Annotated in this window: 15 protein-coding genes; 8 read left to right on the top strand and 7 right to left on the bottom strand. The window is 37.3% G+C overall.

From position 1 onward, the window contains the following. Positions 1–22: 22 nt before the first annotated feature. Positions 23–1,216 (top strand): exodeoxyribonuclease VII large subunit, encoded by a 1,194-nt coding sequence (xseA, locus tag AAHF87_RS06370; protein ID WP_342147672.1) that lies wholly within the window; start codon positions 23–25, stop codon positions 1,214–1,216. 150 nt (positions 1,217–1,366) lie between these two features. On the opposite strand, the gene topA is transcribed toward xseA, so the two are convergent. The 3 genes from topA to ppa form a co-directional block, all read right to left on the bottom strand. Then, complete coding sequence (gene topA / locus AAHF87_RS06365; protein WP_342147671.1) at positions 1,367–3,688, bottom strand: type I DNA topoisomerase; 2,322 nt, start codon at positions 3,686–3,688, stop codon at positions 1,367–1,369. A gap of 1 nt (position 3,689) precedes the next feature. Further along, entirely contained in the window at positions 3,690–4,931 is a 1,242-nt protein-coding gene (dprA, locus tag AAHF87_RS06360) for a DNA-processing protein DprA (RefSeq protein WP_342147670.1), read from the bottom strand. A 147-nt stretch (positions 4,932–5,078) separates the two neighbouring features. Then, the gene (gene ppa, locus AAHF87_RS06355) at positions 5,079–5,609 is read right to left on the bottom strand and encodes an inorganic diphosphatase (RefSeq protein ID WP_342147669.1); all 531 of its coding nucleotides are present in this window, start codon (positions 5,607–5,609) and stop codon (positions 5,079–5,081) included. 77 nt (positions 5,610–5,686) lie between these two features. On the opposite strand from ppa, the gene AAHF87_RS06350 reads away from it, so the two are divergent. The 4 genes from AAHF87_RS06350 (at position 5,687) to AAHF87_RS06335 (ending at position 10,061) form a co-directional block, all read left to right on the top strand. After that, entirely contained in the window at positions 5,687–6,028 is a 342-nt protein-coding gene (locus AAHF87_RS06350; RefSeq protein ID WP_425288004.1) for a histidine triad nucleotide-binding protein, read from the top strand. 241 nt (positions 6,029–6,269) lie between these two features. Beyond that, positions 6,270–6,842: a transglycosylase SLT domain-containing protein gene (locus tag AAHF87_RS06345; RefSeq protein ID WP_342147668.1), complete on the top strand. Its 573-nt coding sequence runs from the start codon at positions 6,270–6,272 to the stop codon at positions 6,840–6,842. Positions 6,843–6,861: 19 nt separating this feature from the next. Continuing rightward, positions 6,862–7,308, top strand: a complete 447-nt coding sequence (locus AAHF87_RS06340) for a DNA polymerase III subunit chi (RefSeq protein WP_342147667.1) — start codon at positions 6,862–6,864, stop codon at positions 7,306–7,308. Further along, positions 7,308–10,061 carry a valine--tRNA ligase gene (locus AAHF87_RS06335; RefSeq protein ID WP_425288014.1) on the top strand — a complete coding sequence of 918 codons (2,754 nt, stop codon included), beginning with the start codon at positions 7,308–7,310 and terminating at the stop codon, positions 10,059–10,061. The genes AAHF87_RS06340 and AAHF87_RS06335 overlap by 1 nt, the downstream gene beginning before the upstream one ends. Before the next feature lie 23 nt (positions 10,062–10,084). Here AAHF87_RS06335 and AAHF87_RS06330 read toward each other — a convergent pair whose 3' ends face one another. Further along, positions 10,085–10,366: a hypothetical protein gene (locus tag AAHF87_RS06330; RefSeq protein ID WP_342147665.1), complete on the bottom strand. Its 282-nt coding sequence runs from the start codon at positions 10,364–10,366 to the stop codon at positions 10,085–10,087. Positions 10,367–10,510: 144 nt separating this feature from the next. Between AAHF87_RS06330 and dnaQ the strand changes: the two genes are divergently transcribed. Both dnaQ and nhaA read left to right on the top strand, forming a co-directional pair. Further along, a complete protein-coding gene (gene dnaQ, locus AAHF87_RS06325; RefSeq protein WP_342147664.1) occupies positions 10,511–11,224 on the top strand; it encodes a DNA polymerase III subunit epsilon in 714 nt (237 codons plus the stop codon). After that, positions 11,225–12,391, top strand: a complete 1,167-nt coding sequence (gene nhaA, locus AAHF87_RS06320; protein WP_342147663.1) for a Na+/H+ antiporter NhaA — start codon at positions 11,225–11,227, stop codon at positions 12,389–12,391. It begins immediately after the preceding gene. A gap of 70 nt (positions 12,392–12,461) precedes the next feature. Here nhaA and AAHF87_RS06315 read toward each other — a convergent pair whose 3' ends face one another. Beyond that, positions 12,462–13,139 (bottom strand): hypothetical protein, encoded by a 678-nt coding sequence (locus tag AAHF87_RS06315; protein WP_342147662.1) that lies wholly within the window; start codon positions 13,137–13,139, stop codon positions 12,462–12,464. A gap of 371 nt (positions 13,140–13,510) precedes the next feature. On the opposite strand from AAHF87_RS06315, the gene AAHF87_RS06310 reads away from it, so the two are divergent. Next, positions 13,511–13,732 carry a hypothetical protein gene (locus AAHF87_RS06310; protein ID WP_342147661.1) on the top strand — a complete coding sequence of 74 codons (222 nt, stop codon included), beginning with the start codon at positions 13,511–13,513 and terminating at the stop codon, positions 13,730–13,732. Positions 13,733–13,881: 149 nt separating this feature from the next. Here the strand turns inward: AAHF87_RS06310 and hemE are convergent, their stop codons facing one another. Further along, positions 13,882–14,928 (bottom strand): uroporphyrinogen decarboxylase, encoded by a 1,047-nt coding sequence (hemE, locus tag AAHF87_RS06305; RefSeq protein WP_342147660.1) that lies wholly within the window; start codon positions 14,926–14,928, stop codon positions 13,882–13,884. A 4-nt stretch (positions 14,929–14,932) separates the two neighbouring features. Then, positions 14,933–16,012 carry an FUSC family protein gene (locus tag AAHF87_RS06300; RefSeq protein ID WP_342147659.1) on the bottom strand — a complete coding sequence of 360 codons (1,080 nt, stop codon included), beginning with the start codon at positions 16,010–16,012 and terminating at the stop codon, positions 14,933–14,935. Between the last annotated feature and the right edge of the window lie 17 nt (positions 16,013–16,029).

The raw sequence follows: 16,029 nt of genomic DNA, 5'->3' as shown, positions 1-16,029 counted from the left end.
CATCTGACTGGATTTACGGTATATGTCTAAAGAAACAATTTATAGCATCTCCGAACTCAATCAAATGGTTCAAGATCTATTAGAAGATGCATTTTTACCTATTTGGGTAGAAGGTGAAATTTCTAATTTCGCCAGTCCTAGTTCTGGGCATTGGTATTTTTCTTTAAAAGATAAAAATGCTCAAGTACGCTGTGCACTTTTCAATGGTCGACAACGTTATAAAGACAGTCAACCAAAAAATGGTATGCAAATCTTAGCTCGTGCCAAAATTTCCCTGTATCCAGCGCGTGGAGAGTTTCAATTAATCGTTGACCAATTTGAACCTGCGGGTGAAGGAGCTTTACGTAAAGCGTTCGAAAAATTAAAAAGTCAACTTGCCGCAGAAGGCTTATTTGATCCAAAACATAAAAAACCCCTACCTAAGTTTCCTAGCACAATAGGCGTAATTAGTTCAGAAACAGGTGCTGCATTACGCGATATCTGCATTGTTCTTAAGCATCGTTTTCCAGCCATTAATATCATTGTATACCCTTCTTTAGTTCAGGGAAAAAGTGCCTCAGCACAAATTGTGCGACAGATAAACACCGCGAATCAACGTAAGGAATGTGAAACTTTAATTTTGGCTCGGGGCGGAGGATCATTGGAAGATCTATGGCCTTTTAACGAAGAAAACGTGGCGAGAGCAATTTTTAAAAGTGAATTACCACTTATAAGTGCTATTGGGCATGAAACAGATTTTACTATTGCCGATTTTGTTGCTGATGTGCGTGCAGCTACGCCCACTATGGCCGCACAATTGGCGAGCCCTGATAGACATGAATACCAACAGCAATTAGATAAAATCTTCCAGCATCTCATTAAAACTATCCAATACTTATTAAAAAGTTATCAGCATAATCTAGAAAATCTAACCAAACGCTTACGTCATCCCCAGCAACGATTACAAGATGGATTTCAGCATTGTGATGAATTAACCCAGCGCCTCAATTTAAGTATAAAAAACCAATTACAAATACGTCAGCAAAAGCTCTTGGGTTTGTCTCGTACATTGCAAGCCATAAGCCCTTTAGCTAGTTTGGCCCGTGGATATGCAATAGTAAGTGATGCTGCAAGCAAAAAAATCCTGCGTGATAGCCAGGAAATAAAACCGGGTCAGGAAATTATTACTAGGCTTGCCAAAGGTGAATTACTTTGTGAAGTTAAAGCAAAATTTTAGCTTTTTTTGCTTCAGCCTCTATTAAACCTAAAGCATTTTTCCTCATTGCGAGCGCCGTAGTGCGTGGCAATCCATGGATGGCCACGGCCTCGCTAACGTCTCGGCCTCGCCATGACGAGCTTATTAATTAAGTTGTAGCATGCAGATCATCTATCTTTCTGCAGCTTCTGACATAGGTTCAGCATACCCACACTCCTTACGAGGACAAACTTTTTCAGTTCCTCGACGTTTGGTTGTTTTAATCGTCATCACTGGCCAAGCACAACGCGGGCAGGCTTGTTCGATAGGCTCATTCCACACTGCGTACGTGCAAGTAGGATACGTAGAACAAGAAAAGAAAATTTTACCATACCTAGATTTGCGCTTAAGCAATGTGCCTTTATGGCATTCGGGACATTCTATTCCTGTATCTGCTGGTTTTTCTAAAGGCTCAATATGCTTGCATTTAGGATAGTTACTACAACCTATAAACTTCCCATAACGACCAATCTTTATATGTAAAGCATGCCCACAATCAGGACATAAACGATCTTGTACAACCTCAGGCTCACTTACTGTAGTAACTTCTCCTTCCATATTTCGCGTGTAATCACACTCTGGATATCCTGAACAACCAATAAATCTACCGCGCTTACCTAAACGTATTGATAAGGTTTTACCACATTTAGGACAAGCTTCATCTAACGCTTCTTGAGTTACATCTTTTCGTTGTACCGTTTCCTCAGTGGTCTCAATCAATGTTTTAAATGGTGTCCAAAAATCTTGTAGTAAAGGGATCCATTCTTTCTCTCCCCTAGAAATTTGATCAAGCTCATCCTCTAATCGCGCCGTAAATGCATAATCAACATATTGCATAAAATAACGCGTAAGAAATTTATTCACTATCCTACCGACGTCAGTCGGTTTAAATCTTTTTTGATCGAGCGTGACATATTCTCTTTGTTGTAAGGTTGAAATAATAGGCACATAGGTTGAAGGCCGACCAATATCTCGTTCTTCTAGCGCCTTGACCAAACTTGCTTCACTATAACGTGGAGGTGGTTCAGTAAAATGTTGATCGGCACTAATATCCATAAGATTAACTTGATCGCCTATCTTTAAGGGTGGCAACATACTTTCTTCTTCGGATTTTGCTCTATCATCATCTGATTTAGACTTGCTATCATCATAGCTTTCTAAATAAACTGCCATAAAACCCGCATGCACGATAGTCGATCCGTTGGCTCGAAAACAATGATCTTTAGCTGCTTTTGCACTTAAATCGACAGCAACCGTGTCAATGGTGGCATGCATCATCTGCGAGGCTACTGCACGTTTCCAAATAAGCTCATATAATCTAAATTGGTCAGGGCTTAAATGTTTTTTAAGCTCCTCAGGTGAAAATTCTACGTGGGTCGGCCGAATAGCTTCATGTGCTTCTTGTGCATTACGACTTTTAGTACGAAAATGTCGAGGAGCTTCGGGTAAATCCTTCTCCCCATAACGTTGCACGATAAGTTCACGTATCGATATTATAGCCTCGTTGGATAAATGCACAGAATCCGTTCGCATATAAGTAATCAACCCCACTAAACCTTCACCAACATCAACACCTTCATAGAGCTGTTGCGCAAGACGCATGGTTCGCTGGGCTGTATATCCTAATTTTCGGCCGGCTTCCTGCTGCAAAGTCGATGTGGTAAAAGGCGCCGCAGGATTGCGTTTACGTTGCTTTTTCTCAACATTAATAACCTGTAAATAACCCTGTGCCAGTTGTTGCAAATTTTCTTTGATGGCAGTGGCTTGCTCTTCGGTAGTAATACTAAATTGATTAAGCTTTTCTTGCTGATATTGGATTAAACGCGCCACAAAAAGTTTTTCATCCGACTTATTATTAGCCGTGATTGTCCAATATTCTTGAGATTTAAAAGCTTCGATTTCTTCTTCACGTTCAACGATTAATCGTAAGGCGGGACTTTGAACACGACCTGCAGACAAACCGCGACGAACTTTTTTCCATAGTAAAGGCGATAGCGTAAAACCGACCAAATAATCCAATGCTCGACGTGCTTGTTGTGCATTTACCAAATCCATAGCAATATGACGTGGATTTGCCACCGCTGCATTAACTGCTGATTTTGTTATTTCGTGAAATACTACTCGATAAGTCGGCTTATTTTTTAGCAATTTTTTTTGCTTTAGAATTTCGTAAATATGCCAAGCGATGGCTTCTCCTTCACGATCCGGATCAGTCGCAAGATATAATGCATCGGCATTCTTAAAAGCCTTAATAATCATATCCATATGTTTGGCATTCTTTTCAATCAGAGCATATTGCATAGCAAAACCCTGATCTGGATTCACAGCGCCCTCTTTAGGTATCAGGTCGCGAACATGGCCATAGGAAGCCAACACTTCAAAGTCTTTACCTAAATATTTTTTGATTGTTTTAGCCTTAGCGGGCGATTCTACAATCAATAGATTTTTTGCCATTTTATTTCCTCACGTAGCCCCCAGGAACCACGTCTATATACCCTTGTAATTGCAGTGTCGACAAACGAGCTAGCAATTTATCGATAGTTAAGCCAGTTCTCGCCATCAATATATCGATACTTGTCGTTTCAAATCCAAGGCACTCTACAAGCTTTGTATCCTGCGAATCAAGTCCACATAGATCCTTTTTTAGTTGAGTCGGTTGGCTTTGCGGGACCTCATGATTGAGAACGCCCTCCAGATTAGCATTCTGATTAGCATAAAGTATCCCTTCAGTCTCCTTTTTGTTAACAAAATCCCCCGCATTATGGGACTTAGTCGATGCGACTTCATCAGCCCAACTATGAGCCAGTTTCGGTAAAAATGAAAGCGCTTGTGTAATATCCTGATAGGTCTCCACCAGAGTAGCTCCTTCTTTTAATAAGGCATGGCAGCCTTGACTTAAGGGATTGCGGATAGAACCTGGAACAGCAAATACCTCTCGACCTTGTTCCAAGGCATAACGAGCACTTATTAATGACCCGCTCCGTAGCGATGCTTCTATCACAATAACACCTAGGCTTAAACCACTAATTATCCTATTTCTTCTAGGAAAATATTCTGCCTTGGGTGAAGCGTATGGAAAAAATTCAGAGATCAGCGTTCCTCTTTTTTCCACTATATCCATGGCTAAGGTTTGATGACAAGCTGGGTAAATATATTCAAGTCCACTACCTAATACAGCAATGGTTGAACCGTTTCTTAACAAAGCGCCTTGATGTGCAGCACCATCAATACCTCTCGCCAAGCCACTGATAATAACAAATCCCTGATCACTTAATTCATGAGCGATTTGATGGGCAATTTCTAAGCCTGAAAATGTAGGATTGCGAGCACCGACTACGGCCAAAGTTTGTTGCTGCAAAAGAGACAACTCGCCCACAATAAATAAAATCAACGGTGGAGAAGAAATTTCACGCAATAATGCTGGATAACGCAAATCCCCCCAATGTAAAATATGTCTTTGAGGTTGTTCTACCCAACGTAAGCTAAGCTCTACACTTTTCCAATCTGGTTTTTGCAAGTTACTAGCTAGAATTGGACTGACGCCCGTATTAAGCAATTCTTGGTACGAGGCTAATAAAATTTCTTTTGGGTTAGCAAACCTTTTTAAGAGCATCGAAACCGTGTTTAAACCACAGCGCGGAACGGTGTAAAGCGCTAACCAATATCCTATTTCATCCAATGTCAAATCCATGAGCATGCACTTTAATTGCCAACTACAAATTAAAGTGTCTCATTTTAACGCAAGCAGTTTCAAGCGATATTTTTGCTAAAATTAATTAGGTTTATTAACCAAAGGAAGTTAAAAACTTTATTATTAGTTTTTAAATAATTAAAGATAGTATAACTATTCTTTATATCGCTCCATACTCGCAGTAATTTCAACTCTTGCTTGATCAGGCCCTACCCAACCTGTGACTTTAACCCACTTTCCAGGTTCTAAGTCTTTATAATGCTCAAAAAAATGTTGGATACTTTGTGTAAGTTGATCCGGTAAGTCTTGCCAAGTTTTTATTTGGTGATACAAGGAGGATAACTTATCGATAGGCACCGCTAAAATTTTAGCATCGACACCTGATTCATCTTCCATTTTTAACATACCAATCGGTCTACAACAAATCACACAGCCTATTAACAATGGGAATGGCGCTATTACCAACACATCAACGGGGTCACCATCTTCTGATAAAGTAGAAGGTACATAACCGTAATTACAAGGATAGTACATTGCTGTCCCTAAAAAGCGATCCACGCGTAGCGCACCTGTTTCTTTATCAACCTCATATTTAATCGGATCACTATGGCTAGGGATTTCTATCACCACATTTATTTCATCGGGGACTTTTTTACCTGGACCTAATTTTACCAGCGCATTCATAATTTTATATTTCCTAAAATTCTATTTTTAAAGCATAATAATAAATCAACTACTTGACTTAGGCCAGCCCAGGCATCATGGATTGTATTTTTTGTAAAATCATTAAAAAAGAGCTTCCTGCTGATATTGTTTATGAAGACCAAGCTATCATTGCTTTTAATGATAGGCATCCACGTGCCCCTGTTCATCAATTAATTCTGCCCAAAAAACATATCGCTACGCTAAATGATCTGACAGAAGATGATACGCTGCTGGCAGGTAACATCATGCAAGTCGCACGTCATTTAGCTAAAAAAGCTCGTATTGCGCAAGCCGGGTATCGAACTGTTTTCAATTGTAATAAGGATGGCGGCCAAGAGGTTTTTCATTTACATTTACATCTACTAGGGGGGCGCGCACTGCGTTGGCCCCCGGGTTAGCAGTAAGTTTTTACTCAAAAAATACCTTATCTTAGCGTCTTTCAGCTATTGGTTAGGTCTTTATTTTCGCAAATCTCTTGCCAAGCAAAGGCAAGCCTGGGTATATTTCTTATTTAAGAAAACAACTTATTTTATATACTCAGCAATGCGATTTTTGACAAGTGCTGCAAAGAGAATTCCAAATTGAGTGGCACTTAGATAAGAATTCCAGCGTGAAGAGTATACTGATTGGGGCATCATCATGGATTTAGTAACACTAGTTTTAGCTTGCAGTCTATATACTGACAACTCTATTCCCTATGCCATGATACAAACCGGAACACAAAATAATCCACTCGTCGTTACTGTTGAAGGCGATACTAAGACCTTCAAAACGATACCAGCCGCCGTAAAGTTTACAAGTACTCAAATCGCATCAGGGAAAAACCTAGATATTGGCTTGATGCAGATTTCTAGTCGATGGCTTCCAGAAATTGGCGCTCATGCCTCCGATTTATTTAGACCTTGCAAAAACTTGGTTGTTGCGACACAAATTTTAGAAAAATTACGCTTACAATGCCAATCCTTAGCGGCTAATAATCCGAGATTGGATATTCAGTCTTGCGCGCTTTCATTATATAAAACCAAAAATCTTCAAAAAGGATTACCTTATGCCTATCAGATTATCCAATATGCCAAAATACATCCCTTCAATGAACTCGCCGAAAAAGCACGTGACCCCGGAATGTTAGCCGCAACGAAAAAGTCCAACACCAAGCCTATACACACTAAACAAACTCTAACAGACAATAATCCTGAAGATTATTCATCTTAACCTATACCTTATAAATCATATGCCAAATCCAACTGTTGACTTTTATTTATTAAATACACTTGCGCAAGAAGATGTTTACCGCTTTATCTGCCGCTTAGTCGATAAAGCCTATCTTCTGCAAAAAAGAATTTATATAAAGGTTAATTTGGATGAGGAAGGGCAACGTTTAGATGAAATACTTTGGACCTTTCGTGATATTAGTTTTATTCCTCATTGCTACTTAGGAATTAATTCAGCCTTCGACCCGATGTTACCTGTTAATATTGCCATCGATAAACCCAGTGAACTAGACGCCGAGATTTTATTTAATCTCAGCCATGAAGTTCCAAGCTACTTTCCTGAGTTCTCGCGTATTATTGAAGTTGTATCGGAACAAAAAGAAAATAAATATCAATCACGCCAGAAATATAAATTTTATAAAGCACAGAATTGCCAGGTAACCACGCATAATATAAGTCCATCATGATAAATAAAAATTATGACTCAATAAAGATAGAAGCTCATTGGCGAAAACAATGGGAGATGAATTCCTATTTTCAACCTAGTGGCCAAGGTGAACCCTACTGCATCGTACTTCCACCGCCTAATGTCACGGGAAGTTTGCATATGGGTCACGGTTTTCAAGTAACTTTGATGGATGCGTTAATTAGATATCAACGCATGTGTGGGAAAAACGTTTTGTGGCAAGGGGGCACTGATCATGCAGGAATTGCTACGCAAATGGTGGTAGAACGTCAATTGCTAGCTCAAGGAAAATCTCGACATGACATGGGACGTGAAATATTTGTAGAAGCCATATGGGAATGGAAAAAGAAATCCGGAGGCATGATCACAGAACAATTACGTTATATGGGCGCCTCCATAGACTGGACACGAGAGCGATTTACGCGCGATGCTGATTTCTCAGCAGCAGTAGAGAAAGTATTTATTAATTTATATGAGCAAAATTTAATTTATCGCGGTAAACGTTTAGTTAATTGGGATCCGGAACTTTTAACAGCGGTTTCTGACCTAGAAGTTATCAACCAAGAAGAACAAGGCCACTTATGGACTATCCGCTATCCATTACTAGATAGCGATGATTTTTTATTAGTTGCCACTACTCGACCCGAAACCTTATTTGGCGATGTCGCTGTAGCAGTACACCCCGATGATCCACGCTATCAATCTTATATCGGTAAACAAATAAAACTTCCATTGACAGGCCGTGTTATTCCAATAATTGCCGATACATCAGTAGAGCCCACATTTGGAAGTGGTTGCGTAAAGATCACCCCCGCACATGATTTTAATGACTATGCAACGGCACAAAGACATCATTTAACTAGCATTAATATTTTTACACCTAATGCACACCTTAATGAGCAGGTGCCAGAAAATTTTCGCGGTTTAGAACGCTTTACTGCAAGAAAAAAAGTCATCAAAGATTTAGAACAACTTGGTTTATTAGAAAAAAAAGAAGCTTACCTGGTAAAAATTCCGCGTGGGGATCGTTCAGGATCGGTGATCGAACCTTATCTTACTGATCAATGGTTTATGTCGATGCAACCCTTGGCGAAACCCGCTATTTCAGCGATTAATCAAGGACAACTTGACTTTATTCCAGAAACTTGGCGCAAGGTTTGTTTACAATGGCTAGAAAATATTGAAGATTGGTGCATTAGTCGTCAGCTTTGGTGGGGACATAGAATTCCTGCCTGGTATGACGAACACGGTCAATTTTATGTGGGCAAAGATGAAAAAAATATTCGTCAGCAATATTCCCTAGATCCTAAAGTTACTCTTAAACAAGATGAAGATGTGCTCGATACTTGGTTTTCCTCAGCACTGTGGCCTTTTGTCACTTTAGGTTGGCCACAATCTACTAAAGAATTAGAAATTTTTTATCCGACTAATGTTTTAGTTACAGGATTTGACATTATCTTTTTTTGGGTAGCGCGTATGTTAATGCTGGGATTGCATTTTACCGGTAAAGTTCCCTTTAAAGAAGTGTATGTTACCGGCTTGATACGTGATCATGAAGGTCAAAAAATGTCAAAATCGAAAGGCAACGTTTTAGATCCTCTCGATGTAATATTAGGTATTAGCTTAGATAATTTACTGGCAAAACGTACTCAGGGTTTATTGCAGCCACAAATGGCCAAAAAAATTGAACACGCTACTAGGCAACAATTTCCACAAGGTATTCCTGCTTTAGGGACCGATGCTTTAAGATTCACATATTGCGCATTGGCTTCGCCCACTCGTGACATACGGTTCGATTTAAATAGAACCGAAGGTTACCGAAATTTTTGCAATAAACTTTGGAATGCGTCACGTTTTGTTTTGATGCATACCACAGAACAAAAAAGTTTAAATTCATTAGCAAATTTAACCCTCCCTATTAACCGCGCTTTTTACTCTTTATTACAAAACACCATTGCCGCCATGCATAAGCATTTTCAAGATTATCGATTTGATCTGATGGCGCAAAGTATTTATGAATTTATTTGGAATGAGTATTGTGATTGGTATGTTGAACTTGCTAAACCTATTTTAGCTAACACAAACTCGCCGGCATCTCAAGAAACCTTGTTATGCTTAATTTTCGTGTTAGAAGCTTGTTTACGCTTGCTACATCCTTTAATGCCCTTTGTTACCGATGAAATTTGGCAAAGCATCGCTCCTTTGGCTGGGAAAACAGGATCTAGCTTAATGATCCAAAGCTACCCTCAGTTTGATAAATCTAAAAAAGATGCTGTTGCAGAGCAGGATTTAACTTGGTTAAAAACTATCGTGCATACGATCCGCATAATGCGGAGCGAAATGAATATAGCACCCGGTAAAAAAATTCCTTTACTACTCTATAAAGGAAATGAGAAAGATCGCGAAAATAGTCGTATTTTTATAAACGATATAATGAATCTGGCCAAAATTAATGCAATAAATTGGATAGCTGAAAAAGAAAAAAATGCGACGCATGCGATGGGTATCGTTGGGAACTTAGAGTTACTAATCCCTATGCAAGGATTAATCGACACTGATGCTGAAATACAGCGCTTGAAAAAAGAAATTATTAAAATAGAGAAAGAAATTGAACGAGCTAATTCCAAACTCGCAAATGCCGGTTTTGTGAAAAAAGCACCGCCCGAAATTATTGACCAAGAACGACAACGTTTAGCGGAGTTTACTGCTACCCATACTAAATTACAAAATCAATTAAATTCATTTGTCAGTTAAATTTATCTTTAACTGAATATACACTAGGGCATTTTACTATAAGAGTGTTCTGCAAAAATTGAATCTCTATTTTCTTCTTTGTTATTTTCTTCTTTAAAAAAATCAAAACTATCCAAGGTCTTTCCCAAAACGGTCTGGAGATTAGCTCTAAGCTCTTCCTCAAATACTCCGATTAATTCTGTTGAAATTAAACATTTTTCCTTAAATTCAACTTTACTCGAGGAATCATCCGTTTGAGGAATTAAACTACTTTGGGAATCGCTATCTTCAAGCAAAGAAGCAAAGACGAAATCTATTTTTGGCATACCAACTCATATTATATAAATTTTTAAATTCAGAATTTTCTTTAATTAGGAATAAATATTAAGCAAAATTAAAATTTTACTTAAACTGGCCATTTTCTCCAACAACACGTAACATTAACATAATTTCAATTTAATTCTATAATTATGCGCCAAATCATATTAGATACTGAAACCACTGGCAGAGACGTTAATGGCGGTCATCGTATCATCGAAATAGGCTGCTTAGAACTGATTGATCGCCGTCTCACTAAACGACATTTTCATTGTTTCCTTAATCCAGGCCGAGATAGTGAAGCCGGTGCGTTTGCCGTTCACGGCTTGAGCACTGAATTCCTTATGGATAAACCACTGTTTAAAAATATTGCAGATGAATTATTAGAGTTTATTCACGGCTCACAACTCATTATCCATAACGCTCCCTTTGATCTAGGTTTTTTAGATAATGAGTTTAAATTAACTAAAAAAAAGTATAAAAAAATTACGGGTTATTGCCAAGTTTTAGATACGCTTACCTTAGCACGTCAAATGCACCCAGGACAACGAAATAGCTTAGATGCGCTTTGCAAACGCTATGCTATTGATAATTCAAAGCGCGATAAACATGGTGCTTTATTGGATGCTGAATTATTAGCACGAGTTTACCTCGCTATGACAGGGGGTCAAACTCATTTATTTACCGAAGAAAAAAGTTCACTAACCACCCAAACTATCCAGCATAAAAAAACAACTGGAGAGATAGTATTACCGGTTATTTATGCTACTAGCGAGGAATTAATTGCTCATGAGAGTCGTTTAACTCGTATTCATAAACTGTCCGGCCAGTGTAAATGGCGAATAAAAACTAAGGGAACTCATTAAATGCGGATCAAGTTTCTACATAAATTTATTCAGCTAGAAGCTTCTGGTGGTATTTCATTAGGCATTGCCACGTTATTAGCTTTAATTCTCGCTAACTCTGCTTGGAAAAATTATTATCAAGCATGCATAAATTTCACTATAAGCATAGGGCCCAACATCCATTTTTCTTTTTTACATTTAATTAATGACGGACTGATGACTATTTTCTTTTTTTTAGTCAGTCTAGAAATTAAACGAGAATTAGTTCAGGGCGAACTTAACACCCTAACTAAAGCCTTGTTACCCACCATAGCCGCAATAGGAGGGATGATAGTACCCGCTTTATTTTATTTACTCATTAACCATGGATATCCGCAACTCGTATCTGGCTGGGCTATCCCTATGGCGACGGATATTGCCTTTTCTTTAGGTGTGCTATCTCTACTAGGGAAACATATTCCCGTTGCATTAAAAATATTCTTAATGGCGCTCTCCATCATTGATGATCTTGGAGCAATTATTGTTATTGCTGTTTTTTATACTCAACAAATAGGCTGGCTGTATTTATTTTTAGCACTTCTGACTTTCCTAGGATTAATTTTATTAAATTATTATAAGGTTCAACGGTTTCTTCCGTATTGCCTGTTAGGTATAGCTTTATGGATATTAATACTCGACTCAGGTATTCATGCAACTATCGCAGGGGTATTGTTTGGACTCACTATCCCATTAAGCAGTAGCAATAAAAATTTTAATTCTTTGTTACATCACTTAATACATCAATTACATCCGTGGATTGCCTATGGAATTTTGCCGCTTTTTGCTTTTGCTAACGCCGGCCTGTCATTTTCTAATATAAATTTAGCAACTTTTCTACACCCGCTACCTTTGGGAATCATTGTCGGATTATTCTTTGGTAAACAATTAGGAATCTTCGGAGCAAGTTGGCTGGCAGTAAAAACTAAGCTGGCAAAATTACCTTATCAGGTGAACTGGTGGCATATTTATGGAACTGCTCTGATTTGTGGAATAGGTTTTACGATGAGTTTATTTATTGCTGGCCTAGCTTTCGGAGAGAATGAATTAAGCTCTTTAATTCGTTTAGGTGTTTTCACTGGCTCGATTTTATCGGGTATTGCAGGTTATAGTATTTTATCTTTACTTCGAAAAAAAACTCTTGTCGTGTAAGCAACTCCTTTAAAACTTAAACATCTCGATCATAAGACCATCTCTGTATTTACAAAAATGGTCTTTTTTTTTAATTATGCGTTGGAGTGGGTGACCTAGCTTCTTGGTTATGAAATTCATTAGCTGGATCTGCAGGCGAGATAGGAATAGGAGTTGCTGTAAACAAACCTGCTCGATTCAGAAGCTGAGAAAAATTGTGGCTAGTGTTTTTTTCTAGTGCGCTAATTTCTTCAACTACCTGCTCTGTTAAGTTTTTTATTTCGTGCATTTTATGATTAAAAGTTCTTATCACTTCCTCATCGATAGTTTCAATCGTTTTGTACTCTTTTAATTTATTCAAGATATTAGCAGCATCTTTTAGCTTGGTCTCAAGGCGATTATTTTTTATATTTAAAAAAAACTTAGTGATTGCTACGATTGCAATACCAAATAGCAGAACTGGAAGAATAGGTATAGTTATCGTAGATACAATTAAAAGTGGCGCCAAAGTAAACCCAACACCTAATAGCGCCAAAGCTAAGACCAAAAGTAATATAATATGTTTTCCTTTATATTTCTCCTTTATATAATTTTCTCCGGTTACTTTTTCATTTAATTTTTCACTTTCTATAAGTTGATTAATAATTCGTCTTTGCGCCTCCGGAGCTCGTCTTTCTAAGCCTACAATATTTTCACCGTTATCGACTAATCCCTCCTCTCGCAAAAAATTTTGGTTTGACTCACACAAATCTTCATATAATACTGGCATAATAACCTCGATAATTAGGATAGTTTTATATATTTGCTAAAACTTAAAAATAGCTAAATATTCCATTGCCTGAAATTTTTTATATACATATTAATGCTTATAAAAAATAAAAGTTTTAAATTTTTTTATAGATAGAATCTCCTCCTTGTCGTAGATATTCCTACAGATAATCTTATATTAATCTAATTTTTAGATCAATTACTAAACTTTCTTATATAATATAAAATTATCACCTTTAAATCATATTTATATTTTATATTTTTACAAATTAAAAAATTCAGTTTATTATCTCGAATAAAAATTGCCTAGTAATCAATTATGATACTAGTCTTTTAATGCTTTCGTCTTTAATATAAATAATAAAAATAAATATGAAAAAAAATTTCCAAGACATATCTGCACAAGACTTTCAACGACATAAAAAATCCTGCTCATATTATCAGCAGCCCTCGCCAAAATATTTACCCAAACTTAGCGAATTTGATAAGTTAGCTTATGTGGCTACAGTTTTTAATAAAAAGCCAAACAATGGTTTTAAGCATAGCGATACAAGTCCATTTCAGTCGGTAGTGCCTGGTAAAAAAATAAATTAAATTTTTCATTAGATCTCCTTTTAAACCCAGTTTTGAGCTTGAATTCGAGGCAAACAATTTGCGAGGATTAGAGTTTACTAAGATAAATGGGGATCGCAGACTATTGTTTAACAACGAAATCAAGTCTATGAAGCAGATTTGGAGAAAATCTAATGAAAAGCTGGGCTTAATTCGTGTATAGCATCTATAAATATTTTTACATTTTCTGGGGAAGTATATTGAGAAATACCATGTCCTAAATTAAAGACATGACCGGATCCAGAGCCATAAGATTGGAGTATGTTCATCACTTCATTGCGGATATTTTCGGGGTTGGCAAACAAAGCTGCTGGATCCATATTCCCTTGTAAAGCGACTTTGCTGTTAAGTCGCTGCCGTGCTGAGCCTATATCAATAGTCCAATCCAAACCTATGGCGTCGCAACCGGATAAAGCTATTTTTTCCAGCCACAAATTTCCACCTTTGGTAAATAAAATGATAGGCACACTTTGCCTATTCAAATTAGACACAATTTCTGTCATATAATCTAAGGAAAATTCTTGATAGGCTGCTGTAGTTAATAATCCACCCCAGGTATCAAAAATCATAATGACTTGTGCACCAGCGGCAATTTGTGCATTCAAGTACAAAATAGTTGTTTTGGTTAAGGTATTTAACAAATGATGTAATGCCTTCGGTTCCTGATATAACAGTGCTTTGATTTGTCTAAATTCTTTACTAGATCCGCCTTCCAGCATATAACAAGCAAGTGTCCAAGGACTCCCAGCAAATCCAATCAACGGGACTTTATCTTTTAATTCACTACGCGTAAGTGAAATAGCAGACATTACATAACTTAAATCGGTATTCGGATCAGGGATAGCTAAAGCCTTAATATCTCTTAAGGTTTTTACAGTTTTATGGAACTTGGGGCCTTCACCTTCGACAAAATAGAGACCTAAACCCATGGCATCCGGAATGGTCAAGATATCTGAAAAAATAATGGCGCCATCTAAATCAAAACGTTGTAACGGTTGTAACGTTACTTCACAGGCAAGTTCAGGGGTTTTACATAAAGTTAAAAAATTACCTGCCTTGCTACGAGTAGCGCGATACTCAGGTAAATAACGGCCTGCCTGCCGCATCATCCAAACAGGTGTACGCTCAACAGGTAGCTGAAAAAGAGCACGGATTAAGCAATGTTGTGAATATGTCATTTTTTTAGACTTTCTTTATTAAAAGAACAAGTGTATGCAATTGAACTAATAAACGATCAGCACTAAAAATAAATAAATCAATGGCAAATTGATCAGATTGGTTTATTTCTAAATATTTAAGCTGAAGTTTTAATTCTTTTTTCCAATCCGAAAAATTTTCTAAACGTTGAATCTCTCCTTCCTCATCGTTATTTTTAAGACTATTAATACCTCTTTGAAATAAATCCTGGGTTATTTGATAAATTTTTTGTATGTCGGCATATTGGTTAAAGATCAAAATATTTTGATCTGAAAAATTCATTAAAGCATTTCTCATTAAAGTAATACAACGTAAAATTTCTCTTTCAGCCTCTAGAATATTTTTAAAGGTTGCATTCAGATTAGATCGGCCAAACGACTCGCTCATAACTTCTTTAAATAATTTTTTTTGAATTCCTATATTATTCAATATTTTATTTTCAAAAAAGTCCTGTGATTTCTCATTATTATCATCGTTAGCAAGTGTAAACTCTTCTAATTTTTGGGTAAGATCTTTAAGATGCTGTAAGGTATCCATTAATATATAACGTAATTGCGTGCGTGAATGCAAAGGCCAAATAAAACGTGATACGAGTAATGCAATAATAATACCTAAATTAATCTCTAAAAAACGGCTCATCACTGTGTAAAAATTTGGGTTAGGTGAAATAACGATAATGATTAATGTCACTGCCCCTAAAGGGCCTGCTTCACTCCAAGTGCTGGGACTATCGGCAATATAACTAAAAACTGCTGTGGCTAGACATAGTATCAAGATAGTAAAAGCAACATTTGGATAAATCAGCCATAATGTTAAGCTTGCAACACTAGCCCCTATTACTGTGCCTAAAAAACGCATGTAAGATTTTTGTAAAATCGCACCAACGCGAGATTGAGCGCACATCACCACTAAAATAGTGATAACAACCCATCTTCCTTGAAGTGGTAACTTAAATAGGTAAGAAATCAACAAGCCGAATAATAGTGCGATAGCAGTTTTTAAACTATGCACAAGTCGGTCACTGTCTAATCGTCGGAGCTGAAGTCGCCATTTGGGAAATTGCATATTAGCTCGTTAATACG

This window comes from Rickettsiella endosymbiont of Aleochara curtula (assembly GCF_964030935.1).
Taxonomy (GTDB): domain Bacteria; phylum Pseudomonadota; class Gammaproteobacteria; order Diplorickettsiales; family Diplorickettsiaceae; genus Aquirickettsiella.
This window is presented reverse-complemented; position numbering and strand designations above follow the sequence as displayed.